This window comes from Stenotrophomonas sp. 2694 (assembly GCF_040548715.1).
Lineage (GTDB): Bacteria > Pseudomonadota > Gammaproteobacteria > Xanthomonadales > Xanthomonadaceae > Stenotrophomonas > Stenotrophomonas indicatrix.
The window spans coordinates 1-17,077 of sequence record NZ_JBEPSG010000001.1 but is presented as its reverse complement, the minus strand read 5'-3'; the positions used below and the strand labels follow the sequence as shown (position 1 = coordinate 17,077).

Below are 17,077 nucleotides of genomic sequence, written 5' to 3'. Positions count from 1 at the left end.
GCGGCAGCGCTGCCGAAGGGGTGGCGACCGCAGGGGTCTGGGTAACAAGCGCTGGGTGAGAATGTCGTGAATGGCATTGCGCGCACGCCCTCTCGAGGGCATGACGTGTGCGGCATCCATAGCGCAGTGACGCTGTATTCCATGCGCCAAGGCTAGTTCGACTGTCGTTTTTGGCCTTGATTGGAATCAAAGCGAAATGCTTGATGTCAGTCACGATTCAGACGTGACATCTGTTCGTGACGTGCGCAGCCCTCTTCGCCGGGACTGTCGCAGAAAGCAACAGGCCCACATGTCGCCATGTGGGCCTGTCACTCGGTTCAGCAGCCCGGGGGCCTCAGCGTGGGCCGAGTACCGCCTGCAGATCGTTGCCCTGCGGAAGGCCGGCACGTCGCTGCACCTGGCCCTGCGCATCCTGGAACAGGATGCCGGGCGTACCCTGGAAGCCCATCTCCACCATCAGCACCTGGTTGGCATCCAGTTTGGCTGCGATGTCCCGGCTGATGCTGGGCAGCGGCTTGATGCCACCGCGATCGAACTGATGCTCGTTCTCCAGCAGTGCCGCACTGGGATCGCGCGCGGCCATGATCGCCGCCGCCTTGGCCGGACTGTCTTCGCGGATCACGCCGACCATGATGTGGCGCAACTGCACCTTTCCTGCGTCCACCCAGGGCCGTGCCGCCTCCCAGAACTTGTGGCAGTAAGGACAGTTGGCATCACTGAAGGTGTACACCACGCGCGGCGCATCGGCCTTGCCATCGCGTACCCAGGCACTGGCCTCCAGCTTGCTCCACATCTTGGTCGACATCGGCGCGGCAACCAGCTTCTCCAGCGTCTCGGCTGCAACTTCGTTGCCCTCGGCGTCGAACAGGCTACCCACCAGCACATGCTTGCCATCGGCGGTCACGTAAGCCGCCGCCGGCTGCTGGCCACCAACCATGCCGGCAAAGCCGCGCAGGCCGCCCGGCGCGTCGAATTCGGAGACCACCTCGAAGCCATGCTTCTCGATGCCCTTCAGGACAGCTGGCAACTCACCCTTCCTGGCGGCTGCCGTTGCCGAAGCCGTTGCCGGTGCAGCGGCATCCTTGCCCGGCGGGGTCTGTGCCTGGCTGCAGGCAGCCAGCGCCAGCATGGCCGGCAGCATCAGCGTATGCGCGATGCGCGGGGAAATCGACAACATGGAAACTCCGTAGTGGGATGCCAGCGCAGGCTACCGCAGCCGGCGCAGTTTGTGTTCAAGACCGGCCTGCGTCAGTTCGCCGAGATGCAGTTCCTGCAACCGCCCCTGCGCGTCGAAGAAGAGCGTGGAGGGGAAAGCCCGGACGTCCAGCGAGGTAGAGGCAGCCGATGACTCATCCAGCAGGACGTTGCCCAGCGAGATGTGTTCAGCGGCTAGAAAGGTCTGGACCTCGGCAAGGGTCTCGCCCTGGTTGAGGAAGACGAACTGGATATCGGCATGCTCCTGCTGGGCCGTCGCCAGTACCGGCATCTCCCGGCGACACGGGCCGCACCAGCTGGCCCACAGATTCAGCACGAGCGGCCTGCCGTGAAACTGCTGCAGGTCAATCGCCCTGCCCTGCAGGTCGACTACCTGCAGTGTCGGCAGCGGCATCTGCTTTGCCTGCCAGTACGCGAGCCCCTGGCTTGCACCGCCCCACAGCAGCAGTCCGGCCAGCGCACCTGCCAGCACCGGCGCCCTCAACGCGCGATGCCTGCGCAGTCGCCACAGCGCCCAGGCAAATCCAGCGCCAATCACAACGGGCAGGTGATACCCACCATCGGCAATCTGCAGCACGCTCCAGGGAGCTTCACGATAAAGGCTGAAATGCGCGGCAACAAAGGACAGCCGGCCACACAGCAGGCCAACCAGCAGCATGTCCAGCACCATCCCGGCTGCAGGTGGCCGAGCCTGGCCAGGCTCGGCACGCGACCAGAACCGCGCAATGGCCATCGCCAGCAACAGGAAGATCAGGATCAACACCACCGGCATCGGCACCGGCCCAACACTCGACATCAGCTCACCCGCTCTCGCCTGCACAGACCCGCATGGTCAAAGCGTCGTGCCTGCGATGCAAGCACGACGCATCCAACAGCATTCATCAAGCGGCGTTGCGCCCCAGCTGCGTGCCTGGCGAGGCGCGCAGCCCTCGCAGACTGCCGGCCACGGCAGGCGTCAGCGGACGGTCGCGGCGTTTATTGCTGACGTGGCGACGATAGTTGGCGGGCGTCATGCCGACGATGCGCAGGAACAGCCGGCGGAATGCGCTCTGATCAGCGTAGCCCACCCCCCAGGCAACTTCGTCGATGCTGGCGCCCTGCTGCAGCAACGTCTGCGCCTTGGCCACGCGCAGTCGCTGGCAGTACTCGATGGGCCGCAGCCCGGTCGCCTTCAGGAAACGGCGTTGCAGGGTCCGCGGTTCCAGGCCGGAGATCTCACAGATTGCTCCCAGCGTCGCCCCACGTGCAGCCGTGGTATGCAGCCAGCGCTGCGCCTTCAGCACGTCACGGTCACCATGGGCGAAGTTGGCACTGAATCGCTCGAGATCCTGCTGGATCCCCACTGGCACCACTATCCCCAACTGCTGTGCCACCGCGCTGGCCACGCCCTGGCCGTGCAGCCGGTACAGCAGGCGTAGACCGAGGAAGCGCCAGGCCTGGGCCCCGCCCACGGTGAGCAGATCGCCATCATCGACGAGTGCACGCTCACTGGGTGCCCAGCCGCCAACCTGCACCTGCAGCGCCGGATGGCGGTTGAGGTCAGGGCCTGACACCGTGCGCCCCGTCAACAGACCCGCCCGTGCCAGCACACTGACCCCGTCACCTGCGGCGGCCAGCAGGCTGCCGCCGTCGTAGTGGGCCCGCAACCAGTCCAGCAGGACATCCTCGGCGCGCAGCGACGCACCGGAACTGACCTGGCCCGGCAAGGCGATCACTGCGGGAATTGCCGCGTCCAGCATTTCGGCACCGGCAATGCGATGCACGCCGGTATTGCTGGCAGGCACAATCCAGCGGGTGACCAGCACCCGCTTGCAGGGCCGTCGCTGCTGCTGCGCCAGACGATTGGCGACGTGCGCCATTTCGGCAAGCACCGATGCAGCCGACGGGTCGCCTCCGGGGTATTCAACCACCGCAACCTCGACGAATCCTTCGTTGCTGATTCCCTCCACTCCCCACCTCCTCTTCCGGTTCAGGCCGTCGAGCGGCCGGTTCAGGTTGAGGGTAGGAACTGCTTTGCCCCCGGGGCTATGAAGAAAGTTGCAAAGTGTGCTGAATGGGCGACGCAGGCAAAGCCTTGACTCTTGACCAGAGTCCAGGGATGACTATGCACGGCAGGTCCAGAGGAGTCCGCCGTGAACATTGGTCAGTTGGCACGCCAGGCCGGCGTCCCCATCGACACCGTCCGCTATTACGAACGTCAGCAGCTTCTGCCCACCGCGGCACGTACGGCAGGTGGCTATCGCATCTTCGGCGAGCAGGATCTGCGACGCCTGCGCTTCATCCGCCGTGCAAAGACTCTGGGCTTCAGCCTGGACGAGATCGGTGAACTGCTTTCCCTCAGTGATCATCCTCCGCAGGACATGGGCAGCGTGCGTGACACCGCGCGGATTCGACTGCAGGACATCGAACTGCGGATGGCCGAACTGCAGCGCATGCACGGCGCCCTCTCGCAACTGGTCGATGCCTGCCCCGGACATGGCGCGCTCGACCAGTGCCCGATCCTGGCCGCGCTGACCGGGGAAGACCGCTGAGCGCCTGGCGTCTGCGTCGACACATGTGCTGCCTGGCAGGAGGAAATCGCCTCCGCGCCATCGCGCGCCATGTGTAGAAAAGTGCAACAAAGCGCTTGCCAACCCCCGGGGGCACAGCTATTATTTCGCTCCTCAGCGACGTGGGGCCATAGCTCAGCTGGGAGAGCGCCTGCATGGCATGCAGGAGGTCAGCGGTTCGATCCCGCTTGGCTCCACCATACTTTCGGCATTAGGCCGTCGAAAGGTCGCAAAGAACATTGATGAGATCTGCGTCCCCATCGTCTAGAGGCCTAGGACATCACCCTTTCACGGTGGCGACCGGGGTTCGAATCCCCGTGGGGACGCCACTCATCATGAACAACGAGGACCCGGCCGATAACCGGGTCTTTTTTGTTCACCGCCCACCGGCATTCAGGTTGTGGCGTCGGAACGCTCCTGCCCTTGTGGCAATGAACGATTCGATGAAAAAGCTTCAAAAAAAAGCTTCCACAAATGTGAACAGGCAGGTATGATAGGCGGCTCGGTAACACGGGGCCATAGCTCAGCTGGGAGAGCGCCTGCATGGCATGCAGGAGGTCAGCGGTTCGATCCCGCTTGGCTCCACCACTTTCGACATTAGGCCGTCGAGAGTTCTACAACTTGAAGTTTTTCGTGCGTCCCCATCGTCTAGAGGCCTAGGACATCACCCTTTCACGGTGGCGACCGGGGTTCGAATCCCCGTGGGGACGCCAGTTTCAAAGAGGACCCTGCTCCCAGCAGGAATCTTGGTTTCATGGGGCCATAGCTCAGCTGGGAGAGCGCCTGCATGGCATGCAGGAGGTCAGCGGTTCGATCCCGCTTGGCTCCACCACTTTCGGCATTAGGCCGTCGAAAGTTCTACAACTCAAAGTTTTTCGTGCGTCCCCATCGTCTAGAGGCCTAGGACATCACCCTTTCACGGTGGCGACCGGGGTTCGAATCCCCGTGGGGACGCCAATCTTTGAAACCCCGGCTTCGGCCGGGGTTTTTCTTTGCCTGCGATTCCCTGGTGACCGCGTTTCAGAACCGGCGATACATGCCGATCGAGGCTGGCGCGGTCGCCGCAAAGCCAAACTGCGCATACAGCCGATGTGCCTCGCCATCGGCCAACAGACTCACATACGCCGACGGCGGCAGGTTGCCCTGCATCCAGTCGCTCAGACGCTGCATCACAGCCTTGCCCAGACCCTGCCCCTGCAGGCGCGGCAGCACGGCGATATCGCAGACCTGCAGGTGGCAACCACCATCGCCGATGATCCGGCCCATCGCTACCAGCTCGCTGCCCTGGTAGGCACAGACACCGAAAACGGTATTGGGCAATGCCCGCGTCGCCGCCTCATGGGTCTTTGCACTGAGCCCGGCCAGCGCACGCAGCTGGCAGTAGTCCTCAACCGTCGGCACCGCCTGACGGAAATGGATCGTCTCTGGATCATTCATGCAACGTCTCCTGGAAGGTCGAGCTATCCTGCCGCATCCACGTCGCAGCCGCTGCGACCCATCTTCCGGCAGAGTCCAATGTGCTATTCCGCCCTGATCCGCGCCGACTACGCCAAGCTGGTGCGCGAGTTCGGCGCCGTCCTCTCCCTGGAGGAGTTCGCCGAACTCTATGCGCATGATCCCGGCAAGAAACGACCGAAAACGCCGAAAGCGATGGACGACGGATTTGCCGGTGCGCGCACTGAACTGGGCCGCGACATCGTGGCGAAGATCCAGCAATGGCATGCACAGGAGCGGCAGCAGCTGCAGGCCGAGCTGGAGCGGCAGCTTGAGCGTCGCGACATCGCCAATGCAACCCTGGCCACCCGTCCCACGCAGAAAGCACGCAATGACCTGCGCGTTGCCGGCAACCGCATCGACCGCGCGCAGGCACGACTGGACGACCTGCATCGGGAACAGCTGCTGCCACGCGACAACCGTATTTTTCCTGGCACCTACGCGCCGGTGATGGTCAGCGAGAATGGCCGACGCGTGATCAAGCCGATGCGCTATCAATGCCGGCTTCCGGACAAGCCCGCGCGCAACGATGTCCTCTATCCCGGCACCTACAATGCGCGGCGGGACAGCCTGGAAGGCTATTGGCGCGGGGCCTTCGGACTGCGCCACGGCGTGGTGGTGGTACAGGCCTTCTACGAGCACGTTCCTCGCCACGCCATTGCCGGCCGCACCCTGCACAACGACGAGAAGGAACAGGACGTGGTGCTGGAGTTCCGCCCTGATCCGCCGCGCGACTTGTTGCTGGCCTGCCTGTGGGCGGAATGGGAGGGCCCGGAAGGACGCCTGCTGTCGTTCGCCACCATCACCGATGGACCGTCAATCGATGTTGCCGCTGCCGGCCATGACCGGGGCGTACTACCGATCCGCGCCGAGCATCTGGACGCCTGGCTCAACCCGGACCCGGACAACCTGGCAGCGCAGTACGCCATCCTCGACGACCGCGAGGAGATCCGTTATGTCTACGAAGAAGCCGCCTGAGCGGTCGGATCAGGCGTTGGCGCTGGAACGTCCCACTGCGCGGACCAATGCCTTGGACAGTTCCGCCGACAGATAGGGCTTGATCAACAGCACACCCGATCGCATCGCGACAGGCAGTTGTTCGGCGGTCATGCCGGTGGCGAGCACGAACGGCACCCCGCGCGCGGCCAGCGCCGCAGCGACCGGCTCACTGGTCTCGTTGTGGGCCAACCGGTAATCCAGCAGGGCCACGTCAGGGCTGGCCTCTTCCAGCAGGCGCAGTGCCTCGGCAACGGACGCGGCAAGACCAACGACCAGAGCACCGGAATGCACCAGCTGCATCTGCAGCAGCGCCGCACTCATCTCGTCGTTCTCCACTACCAGCACCCGCAGGTCCTGCAACGCTGACATAGGCTATCGCTCCGTGCCTGTTAAGCGTTGCCAGTATAGCCAGCAGTCGGCCGATACCGACAATTTGAAGCCATTTCGGCCCTGTTCGCCCGCACCTCTATGAACGCCCGCCCGGCTCGGGTACACTAGCCCGCTGCTGCCGGTGTGGCGGAATGGTATACGCAGCTGACTCAAAATCAGCCGGGGGTGACCCCATGAAGGTTCGAGTCCTTTCACCGGCACCACGATAAAAGGCCAAGTCTACGACCTGGCCTTTGTCGTTTCCGGTCTTGCCCTGCCCGACCAACGCCGCCGACACTGGAGCGATGGCATCGCACTCCGCTCCCTCCCTTCCCCCAGCGTTCCAGGCTCACCTGCGCGAACTGGTCCTTCCAGACGCGGTCGCCTGGTCGAACTACCTGTCGCTGCCGGGCGTGATCGAGCACACCAGCTGGGGCGATGTCTCTGTAGAGGCTCTGCAGCGGCAGATCGTCGACCATGCGCGCAACACACGATGCCGCCGCTGGGCGATCCTCGACAGTCACGATCAGTTGCTGGGCACCGTCGGCCTCAACGACATCGACATCGAGCACCACCGCGCGGAACTGGCCTACGACCTGTCCCCAGCCCACCAGGGACGCGGGCTGGCGACCGGGGCGGCGCGCGCGGTCATCGCCTGGGCGCAGGCCGCACTAGGTTGCGTGCGCATCCAGGCCACCGTGCTCGACAGCAATCTGCGATCCATTGCCGTACTGGAACGGGCAGGCATGCAACGCGAGGGATTGCTGCAGTCCTATCGCCATGTCCGTGGACGGCCGCGCGATTTCTGGATGTATGCGCACACTCACCCGCGGCTGCACTGCGGCCAGGGCGAAGACCGCGCCCACCCATAAGCCAGCGCGCGCCGGCGCCCTACACCACCCGCAGCGCCGGGGAATGCACGCCATGGCCATGCCCTGCCCCCGCGTGCACACGGAACCCTGCCACCGTCTGCAGCAGCTGCGAAGACTGCTCTTCCATGCTGCGCGCGGCCGCTGAGGCCTCTTCCACCAGCGCTGCATTCTGCTGCGTGCCCTGATCGATCAGATCCACCGCGTGGTTCATCTGCTGGATGTCATCGCTCTGCTGTTGCGCAGCCGCACTGATCTCGGTCATCAGGTCGCTGACACGCCGCACGTCGACCACGATCTCGTCCATGGTCCGGCCGGCGCTCTCGACCTGCGCCGTTCCGGCACCGACGTTGGCAACAGACGCATCGATCAGCTGCTTGATCTCCTTTGCCGCACCGGCCGAGCGATGCGAGAGCTCGCGGATCTCGGTGGCAACCACGGCGAAACCACGACCATGCTCACCGGCACGCGCCGCTTCCACCGCCGCGTTCAATGCCAGGATGTTGGTCTGGAAGGCAATGCCATCGATCACACCGATGATGTCGACGATGCGACGCGAGGAAGCATTGATCACCTCCATCGTCGAGACCACGTCATGCACCACCTGGCCACCCCGTGCGGCCACATCGGCGGCGCCGCCGGCCAGTTGGCTGGCCTGGCGCGCGTTGGTCGCGGTGCGCTGCACGGTCTCGGCCAGCCCCTTCATCGACACGGCGGTTTCTTCCAGAGAGGCAGCCTGCTGTTCGGTACGCTGGGAAAGGTCGTTGTTGCCTTCGGCGATCTCGCTCGCACCGACCGCAATGGTGTCTGCGGCGAACTTGATCTGACCGATGATGGCCGCCATCGCCTCGACCAGCGCGTTGACGCCACCGCATAGCTCGGCGATCGGGCCCGTCTTGTCGGCCATGCCGATGCTCCGGGTCAGGTCGCCCTCCTTTGCCGACGCCACCACTTCGCGCGTCTGCGCTACGGCGCGCTGCATGGCCTGGCTCTCATGCACCTGTGCGGTGATGTCGGTGGCGTACTTGACGACCTTGAACGGCCGGCCACCGGCATCAAGGATCGGGTTGTACGACGCCTGGATCCACACTTCACGACCACCTTTGCCCAGCCGCCGGTACTGGCCTGCGTCGTACTCGCCGGAGCCGAGCTTTTCCCAGAAGCGCCGATACTCGACACTGGCCCGGTAGTCGGGCTCGACGAACAGCGAATGATGCTGGCCACGCACTTCTTCCAGCGTATAGCCGGTGGCGGCCAGGAAGTTCGCATTGGCCGCCAGGATGCGGCCATCCATGCTGAACTCGATCACCGCCTGCGATTTGTCGATGGCGGCCAGCTGCCCCGCCGACTCGGCTGCCTGCTGCTTCTGCGCGGTGATGTCGGTGGCGAACTTGACCACCTTGTACGGCCGACCGTGCTGGTCAAGCACCGGGTTGTAGGAGGCCTGGATCCAGATTTCGCGCCCCCCCTTGCCGAAGCGCCGGTACTGACCTGCATCGAACTCACCGCGGCCCAGCCGCGCCCAGAAGTCGCGGTATCCGGTGCTGCGCGCGTCCTCGGGATCGACGAACAGGGAATGATGCCTGCCCTGGATCTCATCCAGGCGATATCCCACTGCCTGCAGGAAGTTGTCGTTGGCCTGCAGGATGGTGCCGTCGAGGGCGAACTCGATGACCGCCTGCACCCGGTGCAATGCGGCAACCTGGGCCTCAAGCTCGACGTGCCGCCGATGCTGCTCGGCCACCTCCGTGGCGCGGCGCTGCCTGCCCAACACTCCCTGCAGCGCGCGCAGGGGAGACCAACGGGTGAGCACTTCGACCGGCGCCTGAGCACCTTCCATGGAGCCTGAAATAAGCATCGTCTGATCCTCGGTGTCCGGGTAGCGGTTGCGACCCGCCGGGCGGGATGCCCGGCGGCAACTTCGATTGCCTGGGACTGCAGACGCCGGAAGGCGTCACTCGAGCGACTGGCAGGAACAGTACGGCAGCTGCGATCGTCATCAAACAGCGGCGGAGCACACGGCACGGGCCGCCCATCGGAGGCAGCCTCGGGTCCGGCGGCGGGAGCCTGCAGCGGGCTCCAGAGAAGGTAACGGCGCGACGGCCAGCAACTTTAGGGGGCCAGCCCCTGGTCGGCAGCGCGCCGCAGAACCCAGCGCAGCAGCATCGTTGCCAGCACCGCCGGCAGGTAGCCCAGACTGCCGCAGACGACCAGCAGGGACGGCCCCGCCAGCGGCCCGCCTCCGCCCAGGATCCAGCTGCGGGTGGCGAGGATGTACAGCGCGAACGGCACCAGCAGCAACGGTGCCAGCCGCAACAGCTGCCACCGCCACCTCCCCGGCCCGATCCAGCCGGCCAGTGCACCCAGCACGGCACCTGCAGCTGCGATGGTGGCGATTTCATCCATGACGCGCTTCCGGAAGTCTTCCAGCCACCATTCTGGACCAGCGCTGACGGAAAGGGGATGCGGCAGGCACGCAGAAGGTTGCAATGACCATCGGGACATCCCTTGCCTGCGCACTGCCGGCAGCATGTGCCCACTGAATGGATTTTTCCTGGGAGGCAGCATGCTTCGACGCTTGAACGCCATCATCTTCCTCAGCCTGTGCAGTGCCGGCGCATTGGCCAGCGACGCGGGCTTCCGCCCCAGCTTCCATCCCGACCAGCTGAAGGGGCCACCCGCGGGTCGCCACAACGAAGTACTGGTGCTTGGGACAGCACATCTGTCGGAACTGCCAAAGACCTTCGAGCCGGCCATGCTGGAGCCGTTGTTGCAGCGCCTGGCACGTTGGCGCCCGGAGGCGATTGCCACCGAAAACCTGTCCGGCCTGCAGTGCGACTTCATGCGTCGCAATCCCAGCCGCTATGCCGAAAGCGTTGAAACCTACTGCTACGACACCGATGAGGCCCGCGTCGCCACCGGCCTCGACGTGCCCAGCGCCAACGCCGAGATGGGGCGCCTGCTGTCGGCATGGCCGGCAAGCCCGACAGCCGCGCAGCGTCGACATCTGGCCGCGGTGTTCCTGGCCGCTGGCGAGCGCGGATCGGCGCAGGTGCAATGGCTGCGTTTGCCTGTGCAGGACCGGATCGCCGGCGACGGCCTGGATGCTGCGCTGGTCGGGATTCTCGACAAGAGCCTGACCCGCCGCAATGAAACCAACCTGGTGGCGGCAGTCCTCGCTGCCCGCCTGGGCCTGGAACGCCTGTGGGCAGTGGACGACCACACCGCCGATTCGCCAACCGCGCCCAAGGACGAGAAGGCAGCACGCGAAGCGATCATGTCGGCTTGGGACAATCCGCACGCAAACGCACGGCGGGACGCCGACGAGCCGCTGTATGCCAACATCGGCAAGGTCGATGGCGTGCTGGACCTGTATCGCGCCTACAACCGCCCCGGCGTCGGCCTGCAGGCCTACCAGGCCGATTTCGGTGCTGCGCTGGTCGAACCCTCACCCCAGGGCTTTGGCCGCAACTATGTGGGCTACTGGGAAACCCGCAACCTGCGCATGGTCGCCAACATCCGCGAAGTGCTGGGCCAGCGCCCGGGAACGCGCCTGCTGGCCATCGTTGGCGCTTCGCACAAAGGCTACTACGAGGCCTACCTCAACATGATGCACGACGTGCAGCTGGTGGATGCCGAAGAGGTGCTGCGCTGAGGCCCGCACCTGATCAACGCAGCAGATCCGCTACCCACGTTGCTGCGCATCACGACGCGCAGCGCGCCAGAGCACCAGGCTGGTGGTGACGATGCAGCCCAGGGTGACCAGCAGCATCAGCGCCACGCCCCACTGCACCACGGGGACCAGCATCCGGGCCTGCTGGTCGTTGCGCAGCTGCTCCAGCCGGAGCCAGCCGGAGAGAGCCAGGGACCAGCCGACAACGGCCGGCGCATAAGCACGGACTGCACTCAGGTTCCAGGACGTCATGTTGTTTTCCTGCCAAGGTGGGGCGTTGGTGCAGTATTCGCCGCGCCCCTCTCACAGGCTGAGATCAGCCGTCGCTGAGGTCGCCGCCGTCCGCCGCCGAGCTACCGGGCAGTTCGCCGGTTTCGCCCTGCACCTGCACATTGTTGCGACCCATCGCCTTGGCCCGGTAGCACTGGGCATCGGCGGCGGCGACGGCCTGGTCCACGCTCATGCCGGCGGCAAGCGGTGCGATGCCGATGCTGGCGCCGATCCGCAGCTGGTGCTGGTCCCACGGAATGGACAGGTTGGCCAGGGTATGCAGCAAATCGCCGCCGATGCGTGCCGCTCGCCGCGGGCTGCACCCGGACAGGATCACCGCGAATTCGTCACCGCCCAGGCGCGCCACCACATCCGAGTCGCGCACACCATGGCGCAATACGCTGGCCACGGCCCACAGCACGGCGTCGCCGGCCAGATGACCAAAGGTATCGTTGACCGGCTTGAACCGGTCCAGATCGATGTACATCAGTGACGCCGCCTGCCCGGTCCGCTCGACCCGGGTGATCGCCTGCTGCAGATGTACTTCGAAGCCGCGGCGATTACCCAGTTCGGTCAGGGGGTCCATCTCCGCCAGGTGCCGTGCCTCGCGCTCGCGTGCACGCTGCTGGGTGTCATCGCGCAGGACCCACACCGCACCACGCACCTGGCCCTCGTCGTCGCGAAGCCAGGCCCGGGTCAGGTCAACCGGCACCACGGCGGTGCCCATCTGCAGCAGCAGATCGGCATGCAGATCCACGGCGTTGCTTTCCGGATCCAGCAGCACGCTGACGTCGAGCTGCGATTGCGGTGCGTATTCGGTGGTCAACGACAGCACGTCCTGCACGAGATGCCCGGCCAGCGACAGCGCTCCATCGCCGGCAAGCATTCGCACGGCGGCCGCGTTGGCATATTCGATGTGGCCATCCAGGGCCACGCTGAGTACCAGGTCGGCAACCGCATCCAGGGTGATGCGGCTGCGCTGCTCGCTTTCGAACAGGCGCTGCTCGCTGCTGCGCTGGGCGCTGACATCCTGGATCTGCGACACGAAATGCAACGGTTCACCGCGCTCATTGCGTACCAGCGATACCGACAGCCGTGCCCAGATGGTGTTGCCCTCACGGCCCAGGTAACGCTTTTCAAGGTGATAGTGCGTGCGTCGCCCCGCCAGCAGGTCCTGCACCAGGGCCAGGTCGGTCTGCAGATCGGCCGGATGGGTCAACCGCTGGAAATCGACCTGCAGCAGTTCCTCGCGCGTGTAGCCGAGAATGCGGCACAGCGCATCGTTGACATCCAGCCAGCGCCCTTCCAGCGACACCAGCGCCATGCCCAATGCCGCCGAGGTGAACGCACCGGCGAACTTTTCCGCCGCAAGACGAGCCTCGGCGCGCGCCTGCAGGATCTCGGTGATGTCGATGGCCATGCCGACATAGCCGATGCGCTCGCCATTGGCGCCATCCATGCGGCTGATTGACAGGCGTACCTGGCGACGCTGACCGTCCTTGCGCAGCAGTGTCCACTGCCGCGAATACGTCTGGCCCTCGGCACGTGCACTGAGTGCCTCGAACACACCCGGAACCTGTCCATCGGCGGTCGCCAGCGGTCGCAGCCACGCCTGCAGTTCAACCGGGTCGTGGAAGGCATCCAGGCGGCGCGCACCCACTACTTCAGCGGCGGTGTAGCCGAGCAGACGCTGCGCGCCGGTATTGAAAATGGTGATGATGCCATCGGTGTCGGTCGCGATCACCGCGACTTCGTCTGAAGCATCCACCATCGCCTGCAGGCGCTGCCGCATTTCGGCCGCGTCCTGGCGCGCCTGCTGCAGTTCGGTGACGTCGGCATGGGCGCCGGCCATCCACAGTGGCCTGCCCTGCCCGTCCCATTCGAATACCCGTCCGCGATCGTGGATCCAGATCCATTCGCCATTCCTGTGGCGCATCCGCAACAGGCAGACATAGTGGTCGGTGCGGCCATCGAAGTGGTCCTGCAGGGCCGCATCGGACAGCGCCAGATCATCCGGATGGACCAGCGCGATGAAGGTCTTCTGGCAGATCGGTTCAAGTTCGTCCAACCGGTAGCCGACGATCTCGGCCCACCGTTCGTTGACCCGCATCTGCCCGCTCTGGACGTTCCATTCCCAGGTGCCGGCCGCGGTGCCCTCGATGATCATCGCCAGGCGGCGGCGCTCTTCGGCCAGTTCCTGCAGCCGGCGCTCCAGCAGTGCGTTGCCGCTGTTGCCCTGATCGGCCATCAGCCGCCTCCCCTGCCGACGCAGCTGCCCGCAGGCCGTGGCGAGCCACAGCGGTCACGGAACAGCGCGGATGGTGCTGACGGCATGGCCTCCCCAGCGACAGCAGGGGCCCAGGCGCCCCTTCCGGCGCAAGTGTGCGCATTGCCGGGGAACATCGACAAGTCCCCCGCCCGGATCGCGCCGGGAGGGGGACGGCGGACTCAGCTGCGCTTGGCCCGGGCGAACGCCTCGGCCAGGGCATTGTTGGCTGGCGGCGCGGCCTGTGCCGGGCGTCCGCCATTGCCCGGGTTGCGCCCCTGGCCACGTCCCTGCCCGGGGTTGCCGGCGTCGCGGCGCGGCGCCTGCCCCTGGCTGCGTTCGTCACGGCTGCCCGGGCGGCTGGTGGCCTGGCCGGGCGTGTCGTCCAGACGACGGGTCAGGGCGATGCGCTTGCGCGGCACGTCCACCTCCAGCACCTTCACCTTGACGATGTCGCCGGCCTTGACCACGTCACGCGGATCCTTCACGTAGGTATCAGACAGCGCCGAGATGTGGATCAGGCCGTCCTGGTGCACGCCGATATCGACGAACGCACCGAACGCGGCCACGTTGCTGACCACGCCTTCCAGCACCATGCCCTCGCGCAGGTCCTTGATGTCCTCGACGCCATCGGCGAAACGGGCCGCCTTGAATTCCGGGCGCGGATCACGGCCCGGCTTTTCCAGTTCCTTGAGGATGTCGCGCACCGTCGGCACACCGAATGTCTCGTCGGTGAACTGCTCGGCCTTCAAGCCCCGCAGGAAACTGCCGTCGCCGATCAGCGCCTTGATCGGGCGCGCGGTGCTGGCGACGATGCGCTCGACCACTGGATAGGCTTCCGGATGCACCGACGATGCATCCAACGGCTCATCGCCATCGGCGATACGCAGGAAACCCGCGCATTGCTCGAACGTCTTCTCGCCCAGGCGCGACACCTTCAGCAGGTCCTTGCGACGCTTGAACGGACCGTTGTCATCGCGGTGGCGCACGATGTTCTCGGCTACCGTCGACGACAGGCCCGAGACGCGCGACAGCAGTGCAGCCGACGCCGTGTTGACGTACACGCCGACGGCATTCACGCAGTCCTCCACGCGCGCATCCAGTGCGCGCGCCAGGCGGTACTGATCCACGTCGTGCTGGTACTGCCCCACGCCGATCGCCTTCGGCTCGATCTTCACCAGTTCGGCAAGCGGGTCCTGCAGGCGACGCGCGATCGATACCGCACCACGGATCGACACGTCCAGGTCCGGGAATTCCCTGGCCGCCGTTTCCGACGCCGAATACACCGACGCCCCGGCTTCACTGACCACGATCTTCTGCGGCGCGTTGTCACCCAGCGCCTTGATGGCTTCACCGGCCAGCTTGTCGGTCTCGCGGCTGGCGGTGCCGTTGCCGATCGCGATCAGCTGCACGTTGTGCTTGGCACACAGCTGCTTGATCGTCTGCAGCGACTGCTCCCACTGCCGGCGGGGCTCGTGCGGGTAGATGGTGTCGGTGGCGACCAGCTTGCCGGTGGCGTCGACCACGGCAATCTTGCAGCCGGTGCGGATGCCCGGGTCCAGGCCCAGCACGCTTTTCGGGCCGGCCGGTGCGGCCAGCAGCAGGTCCTTGAGGTTGTCACCGAACACCGCGATGGCTTCGGCCTCGGCTTTCTCACGGGCCTGGTTGAACAGGTCCAGCAGCAGGTGCATGTGCAGCTTGGCCCGCCAGGTCAGGCGGCAGGCGTCCAGCAGCCAGCGGTCAGCGGGGCGCCCCGCATCGCGGATACCGGCGTTGTGCGCCACGCGCCCTTCGGCGTACTGATGTCCGGCCTCGGCATCCTTGCCTGGGTCCAGCTCCAGGAACAGGATCTCCTCGCGGCGTGCACGGAACAACGCCAGCAACCGGTGCGAGGGAATCTTCGCCAACGACTCGGCGTGCTCGAAATAATCGCGGTACTTGGCGCCCTCGGTTTCCTTGCCCTCGGCAACGCGGGCACGGATCACGCCCTGCTCGCTCAACCAGCTGCGCAGCTCGCCAACCAGCGTGGCGTCCTCGCCCCAGCGCTCCATCAGGATCGCGCGGGCACCTTCCAGCGCGGCCTTGGTATCGGCCACGCCCTTGTCGGCATCCACGAACGTGGCGGCAAAGATCTGCGGGTCCTGTGTCGGGTCGCCCAACAGGCCATCGGCCAACGGCTCCAGTCCTGCTTCGCGGGCGATCTGCGCGCGGGTGCGACGCTTGGGCTTGTACGGCAGGTACAGATCTTCCAATCGGCTCTTGGTGTCGGCAGCGAGGATCTGGTTGCGCAGCTCATCGCTGAGCTTGCCCTGCTCGCCGATGCTGGCCAGCACCGCCGCACGGCGGTCTTCCAGTTCGCGCAGGTAGGTCAGGCGGGTTTCCAGGTTGCGCAGCTGGGTGTCGTCCAGGCCGCCGGTGACTTCCTTGCGGTAGCGGGCGATGAACGGAACGCTGGCGCCTTCATCGAGCAGGCCGACGGCGGCGCTGACCTGGGCGGTCTGGGCACCGATTTCATCGGCGATGGTCTGGGCGATCTGCTGGGCGAGCTGGCGCTGGGCGTGCTTGGCGTCGTGCATTGTTTCCGGCCTGGGCCGCATTGCGGGAAAGGCCCATTCTTGCAATGCGCGGGCGGCAGGGACAAGGCGTTGACAGAGCGGCGGTTCAGGCGGCGGGTCCGGATGGGACGCCGGCATCCTGGCAAAGGGGGCTCGGACTGGCCCCGGGGCTGGGATGCCGGCGCGGACGCGCGATGGTGGAGCGCGTCCTGCCGCGTACTGCGAAGGTCAGCGGTAGTGGCGGGCGGCACGCTGCATGACGATGTCGTCACGCAGGCTCTCCAGCGCCATCAGGCGGACCTTGCCGACACCCTGCAGTTCCATGAACCGCTCCGTGTAGAACTCCGGCCCCAGCGCGGTATCGGCGCGGGATTTGCTGAAGCCGTAGGGCACCACGCCCTTCTCGCCATCCTTGCTACCACCGACATAAAGAACGATTGCCATGTGATGTCTTCCTCCAAATTGCTACTGCGTACTGCACACGATGAGCGGTACTTGTTGGCTCATCGGGATAGAGCTTACCGCGACCAAGCTGACTGGAACGTCACGAAGACTAATGACGATCGGTTGCATGCAGATGACTGCGGGATAGCAGCAGAATGCTTACGGATCTTTAACTTCCGGCTAACGAATACGGGGGTTTCAGCCAACGGCGCAGCCCCTCGTGGGTAGGTGTGGTTGGTCGCGGAATGCAAAAGCCGCAGGTGGGTCGGCCGGGTTGGGTTCGCGGGGGACGCCGTGAATCCGTCCCTGGAGCAACTGTGTGCTGGAGGAGCGCCAGCCCTTCCGGTAAACGGGCACGGTAGTGCCGGCCGCTG

Annotated in this window: 15 protein-coding genes and 7 tRNA genes; 11 read left to right on the top strand and 11 right to left on the bottom strand. The window is 65.5% G+C overall.

Annotated features, from left to right (window positions below; genetic code table 11):
- Positions 1-334: 334 nt before the first annotated feature.
- The 3 genes from dsbG to ABIA73_RS00100 form a co-directional block, all read right to left on the bottom strand.
- Positions 335-1,177 (bottom strand): thiol:disulfide interchange protein DsbG, encoded by an 843-nt coding sequence (gene dsbG / locus ABIA73_RS00110; protein WP_354275211.1) that lies wholly within the window; start codon positions 1,175-1,177, stop codon positions 335-337.
- Between the two features lie 30 nt (positions 1,178-1,207).
- On the bottom strand, positions 1,208-2,011 hold the full coding sequence (locus tag ABIA73_RS00105) for a TlpA family protein disulfide reductase (RefSeq protein ID WP_025879238.1): 804 nt from the start codon (positions 2,009-2,011) through the stop codon (positions 1,208-1,210).
- Positions 2,012-2,096: 85 nt separating this feature from the next.
- Positions 2,097-3,164 (bottom strand): GlxA family transcriptional regulator, encoded by a 1,068-nt coding sequence (locus tag ABIA73_RS00100; RefSeq protein WP_025879239.1) that lies wholly within the window; start codon positions 3,162-3,164, stop codon positions 2,097-2,099.
- A 183-nt stretch (positions 3,165-3,347) separates the two neighbouring features.
- Here ABIA73_RS00100 and ABIA73_RS00095 point away from each other — a divergent pair, with 183 nt between their 5' ends.
- The 7 genes from ABIA73_RS00095 to ABIA73_RS00065 all read left to right on the top strand — a co-directional run bounded on the left by ABIA73_RS00095 (position 3,348) and on the right by ABIA73_RS00065 (position 4,721).
- Entirely contained in the window at positions 3,348-3,746 is a 399-nt protein-coding gene (locus ABIA73_RS00095) for a heavy metal-responsive transcriptional regulator (protein ID WP_025879240.1), read from the top strand.
- Between the two features lie 142 nt (positions 3,747-3,888).
- Positions 3,889-3,964, top strand: a tRNA-Ala gene (locus tag ABIA73_RS00090).
- A gap of 53 nt (positions 3,965-4,017) precedes the next feature.
- A tRNA-Glu gene (locus ABIA73_RS00085) sits at positions 4,018-4,093 on the top strand.
- A 183-nt stretch (positions 4,094-4,276) separates the two neighbouring features.
- A tRNA-Ala gene (locus ABIA73_RS00080) sits at positions 4,277-4,352 on the top strand.
- A gap of 49 nt (positions 4,353-4,401) precedes the next feature.
- Positions 4,402-4,477, top strand: a tRNA-Glu gene (locus ABIA73_RS00075).
- Positions 4,478-4,520: 43 nt separating this feature from the next.
- Positions 4,521-4,596, top strand: a tRNA-Ala gene (locus tag ABIA73_RS00070).
- A gap of 49 nt (positions 4,597-4,645) precedes the next feature.
- Positions 4,646-4,721 (top strand) — tRNA-Glu (locus ABIA73_RS00065).
- 63 nt (positions 4,722-4,784) lie between these two features.
- Here ABIA73_RS00065 and ABIA73_RS00060 read toward each other — a convergent pair.
- Positions 4,785-5,201 carry a GNAT family N-acetyltransferase gene (locus ABIA73_RS00060; RefSeq protein WP_033831394.1) on the bottom strand — a complete coding sequence of 139 codons (417 nt, stop codon included), beginning with the start codon at positions 5,199-5,201 and terminating at the stop codon, positions 4,785-4,787.
- Between the two features lie 78 nt (positions 5,202-5,279).
- Here ABIA73_RS00060 and ABIA73_RS00055 point away from each other — a divergent pair, with 78 nt between their 5' ends.
- On the top strand, positions 5,280-6,236 hold the full coding sequence (locus ABIA73_RS00055; RefSeq protein ID WP_170919579.1) for an SOS response-associated peptidase family protein: 957 nt from the start codon (positions 5,280-5,282) through the stop codon (positions 6,234-6,236).
- A gap of 9 nt (positions 6,237-6,245) precedes the next feature.
- On the opposite strand, the gene ABIA73_RS00050 is transcribed toward ABIA73_RS00055, so the two are convergent.
- Positions 6,246-6,626, bottom strand: a complete 381-nt coding sequence (locus ABIA73_RS00050; RefSeq protein WP_025879243.1) for a response regulator — start codon at positions 6,624-6,626, stop codon at positions 6,246-6,248.
- 138 nt (positions 6,627-6,764) lie between these two features.
- Here ABIA73_RS00050 and ABIA73_RS00045 point away from each other — a divergent pair.
- Positions 6,765-6,850 (top strand) — tRNA-Leu (locus ABIA73_RS00045).
- 81 nt (positions 6,851-6,931) lie between these two features.
- Positions 6,932-7,498, top strand: a complete 567-nt coding sequence (locus tag ABIA73_RS00040) for a GNAT family N-acetyltransferase (RefSeq protein WP_059064458.1) — start codon at positions 6,932-6,934, stop codon at positions 7,496-7,498.
- Positions 7,499-7,517: 19 nt separating this feature from the next.
- Here ABIA73_RS00040 and ABIA73_RS00035 read toward each other — a convergent pair whose 3' ends face one another.
- Both ABIA73_RS00035 and ABIA73_RS00030 read right to left on the bottom strand, forming a co-directional pair.
- Complete coding sequence (locus ABIA73_RS00035; protein WP_033831397.1) at positions 7,518-9,353, bottom strand: methyl-accepting chemotaxis protein; 1,836 nt, start codon at positions 9,351-9,353, stop codon at positions 7,518-7,520.
- A 254-nt stretch (positions 9,354-9,607) separates the two neighbouring features.
- Positions 9,608-9,901 (bottom strand): hypothetical protein, encoded by a 294-nt coding sequence (locus tag ABIA73_RS00030; RefSeq protein WP_105164275.1) that lies wholly within the window; start codon positions 9,899-9,901, stop codon positions 9,608-9,610.
- Between the two features lie 160 nt (positions 9,902-10,061).
- Between ABIA73_RS00030 and ABIA73_RS00025 the strand changes: the two genes are divergently transcribed.
- Positions 10,062-11,150 (top strand): DUF5694 domain-containing protein, encoded by a 1,089-nt coding sequence (locus ABIA73_RS00025; protein WP_354275210.1) that lies wholly within the window; start codon positions 10,062-10,064, stop codon positions 11,148-11,150.
- 30 nt (positions 11,151-11,180) lie between these two features.
- Here the strand turns inward: ABIA73_RS00025 and ABIA73_RS00020 are convergent, their stop codons facing one another.
- The 4 genes from ABIA73_RS00020 to ABIA73_RS00005 all read right to left on the bottom strand — a co-directional run bounded on the left by ABIA73_RS00020 (position 11,181) and on the right by ABIA73_RS00005 (position 16,703).
- A complete protein-coding gene (locus ABIA73_RS00020; RefSeq protein WP_080148534.1) occupies positions 11,181-11,420 on the bottom strand; it encodes a hypothetical protein in 240 nt (79 codons plus the stop codon).
- A 64-nt stretch (positions 11,421-11,484) separates the two neighbouring features.
- Complete coding sequence (locus ABIA73_RS00015; protein WP_354275209.1) at positions 11,485-13,686, bottom strand: PAS domain S-box protein; 2,202 nt, start codon at positions 13,684-13,686, stop codon at positions 11,485-11,487.
- A 200-nt stretch (positions 13,687-13,886) separates the two neighbouring features.
- Complete coding sequence (locus tag ABIA73_RS00010) at positions 13,887-16,280, bottom strand: Tex family protein (RefSeq protein ID WP_354275208.1); 2,394 nt, start codon at positions 16,278-16,280, stop codon at positions 13,887-13,889.
- A 207-nt stretch (positions 16,281-16,487) separates the two neighbouring features.
- Entirely contained in the window at positions 16,488-16,703 is a 216-nt protein-coding gene (locus ABIA73_RS00005; RefSeq protein ID WP_025879252.1) for a hypothetical protein, read from the bottom strand.
- Positions 16,704-17,077: the final 374 nt, after the last annotated feature.

What these genes read in the sequence shown, in the direction of transcription:
- dsbG (WP_354275211.1), bottom strand. Translation starts at nt 1,177, where the DNA reads ATGTTGTCGATTTCCCCGCGCATCGCGCATACGCTGATGCTGCCGGCC.
- ABIA73_RS00105 (WP_025879238.1), bottom strand. Translation starts at nt 2,011, where the DNA reads ATGTCGAGTGTTGGGCCGGTGCCGATGCCGGTGGTGTTGATCCTGATC.
- ABIA73_RS00060 (WP_033831394.1), bottom strand. Translation starts at nt 5,201, where the DNA reads ATGAATGATCCAGAGACGATCCATTTCCGTCAGGCGGTGCCGACGGTT.
- ABIA73_RS00055 (WP_170919579.1), top strand. Translation starts at nt 5,280, where the DNA reads ATGTGCTATTCCGCCCTGATCCGCGCCGACTACGCCAAGCTGGTGCGC.
- ABIA73_RS00050 (WP_025879243.1), bottom strand. Translation starts at nt 6,626, where the DNA reads ATGTCAGCGTTGCAGGACCTGCGGGTGCTGGTAGTGGAGAACGACGAG.
- ABIA73_RS00040 (WP_059064458.1), top strand. Translation starts at nt 6,932, where the DNA reads ATGGCATCGCACTCCGCTCCCTCCCTTCCCCCAGCGTTCCAGGCTCAC.
- ABIA73_RS00035 (WP_033831397.1), bottom strand. Translation starts at nt 9,353, where the DNA reads ATGCTTATTTCAGGCTCCATGGAAGGTGCTCAGGCGCCGGTCGAAGTG.
- ABIA73_RS00030 (WP_105164275.1), bottom strand. Translation starts at nt 9,901, where the DNA reads ATGGATGAAATCGCCACCATCGCAGCTGCAGGTGCCGTGCTGGGTGCA.
- ABIA73_RS00025 (WP_354275210.1), top strand. Translation starts at nt 10,062, where the DNA reads ATGCTTCGACGCTTGAACGCCATCATCTTCCTCAGCCTGTGCAGTGCC.
- ABIA73_RS00020 (WP_080148534.1), bottom strand. Translation starts at nt 11,420, where the DNA reads ATGACGTCCTGGAACCTGAGTGCAGTCCGTGCTTATGCGCCGGCCGTT.
- ABIA73_RS00015 (WP_354275209.1), bottom strand. Translation starts at nt 13,686, where the DNA reads ATGGCCGATCAGGGCAACAGCGGCAACGCACTGCTGGAGCGCCGGCTG.
- ABIA73_RS00010 (WP_354275208.1), bottom strand. Translation starts at nt 16,280, where the DNA reads ATGCACGACGCCAAGCACGCCCAGCGCCAGCTCGCCCAGCAGATCGCC.
- ABIA73_RS00005 (WP_025879252.1), bottom strand. Translation starts at nt 16,703, where the DNA reads ATGGCAATCGTTCTTTATGTCGGTGGTAGCAAGGATGGCGAGAAGGGC.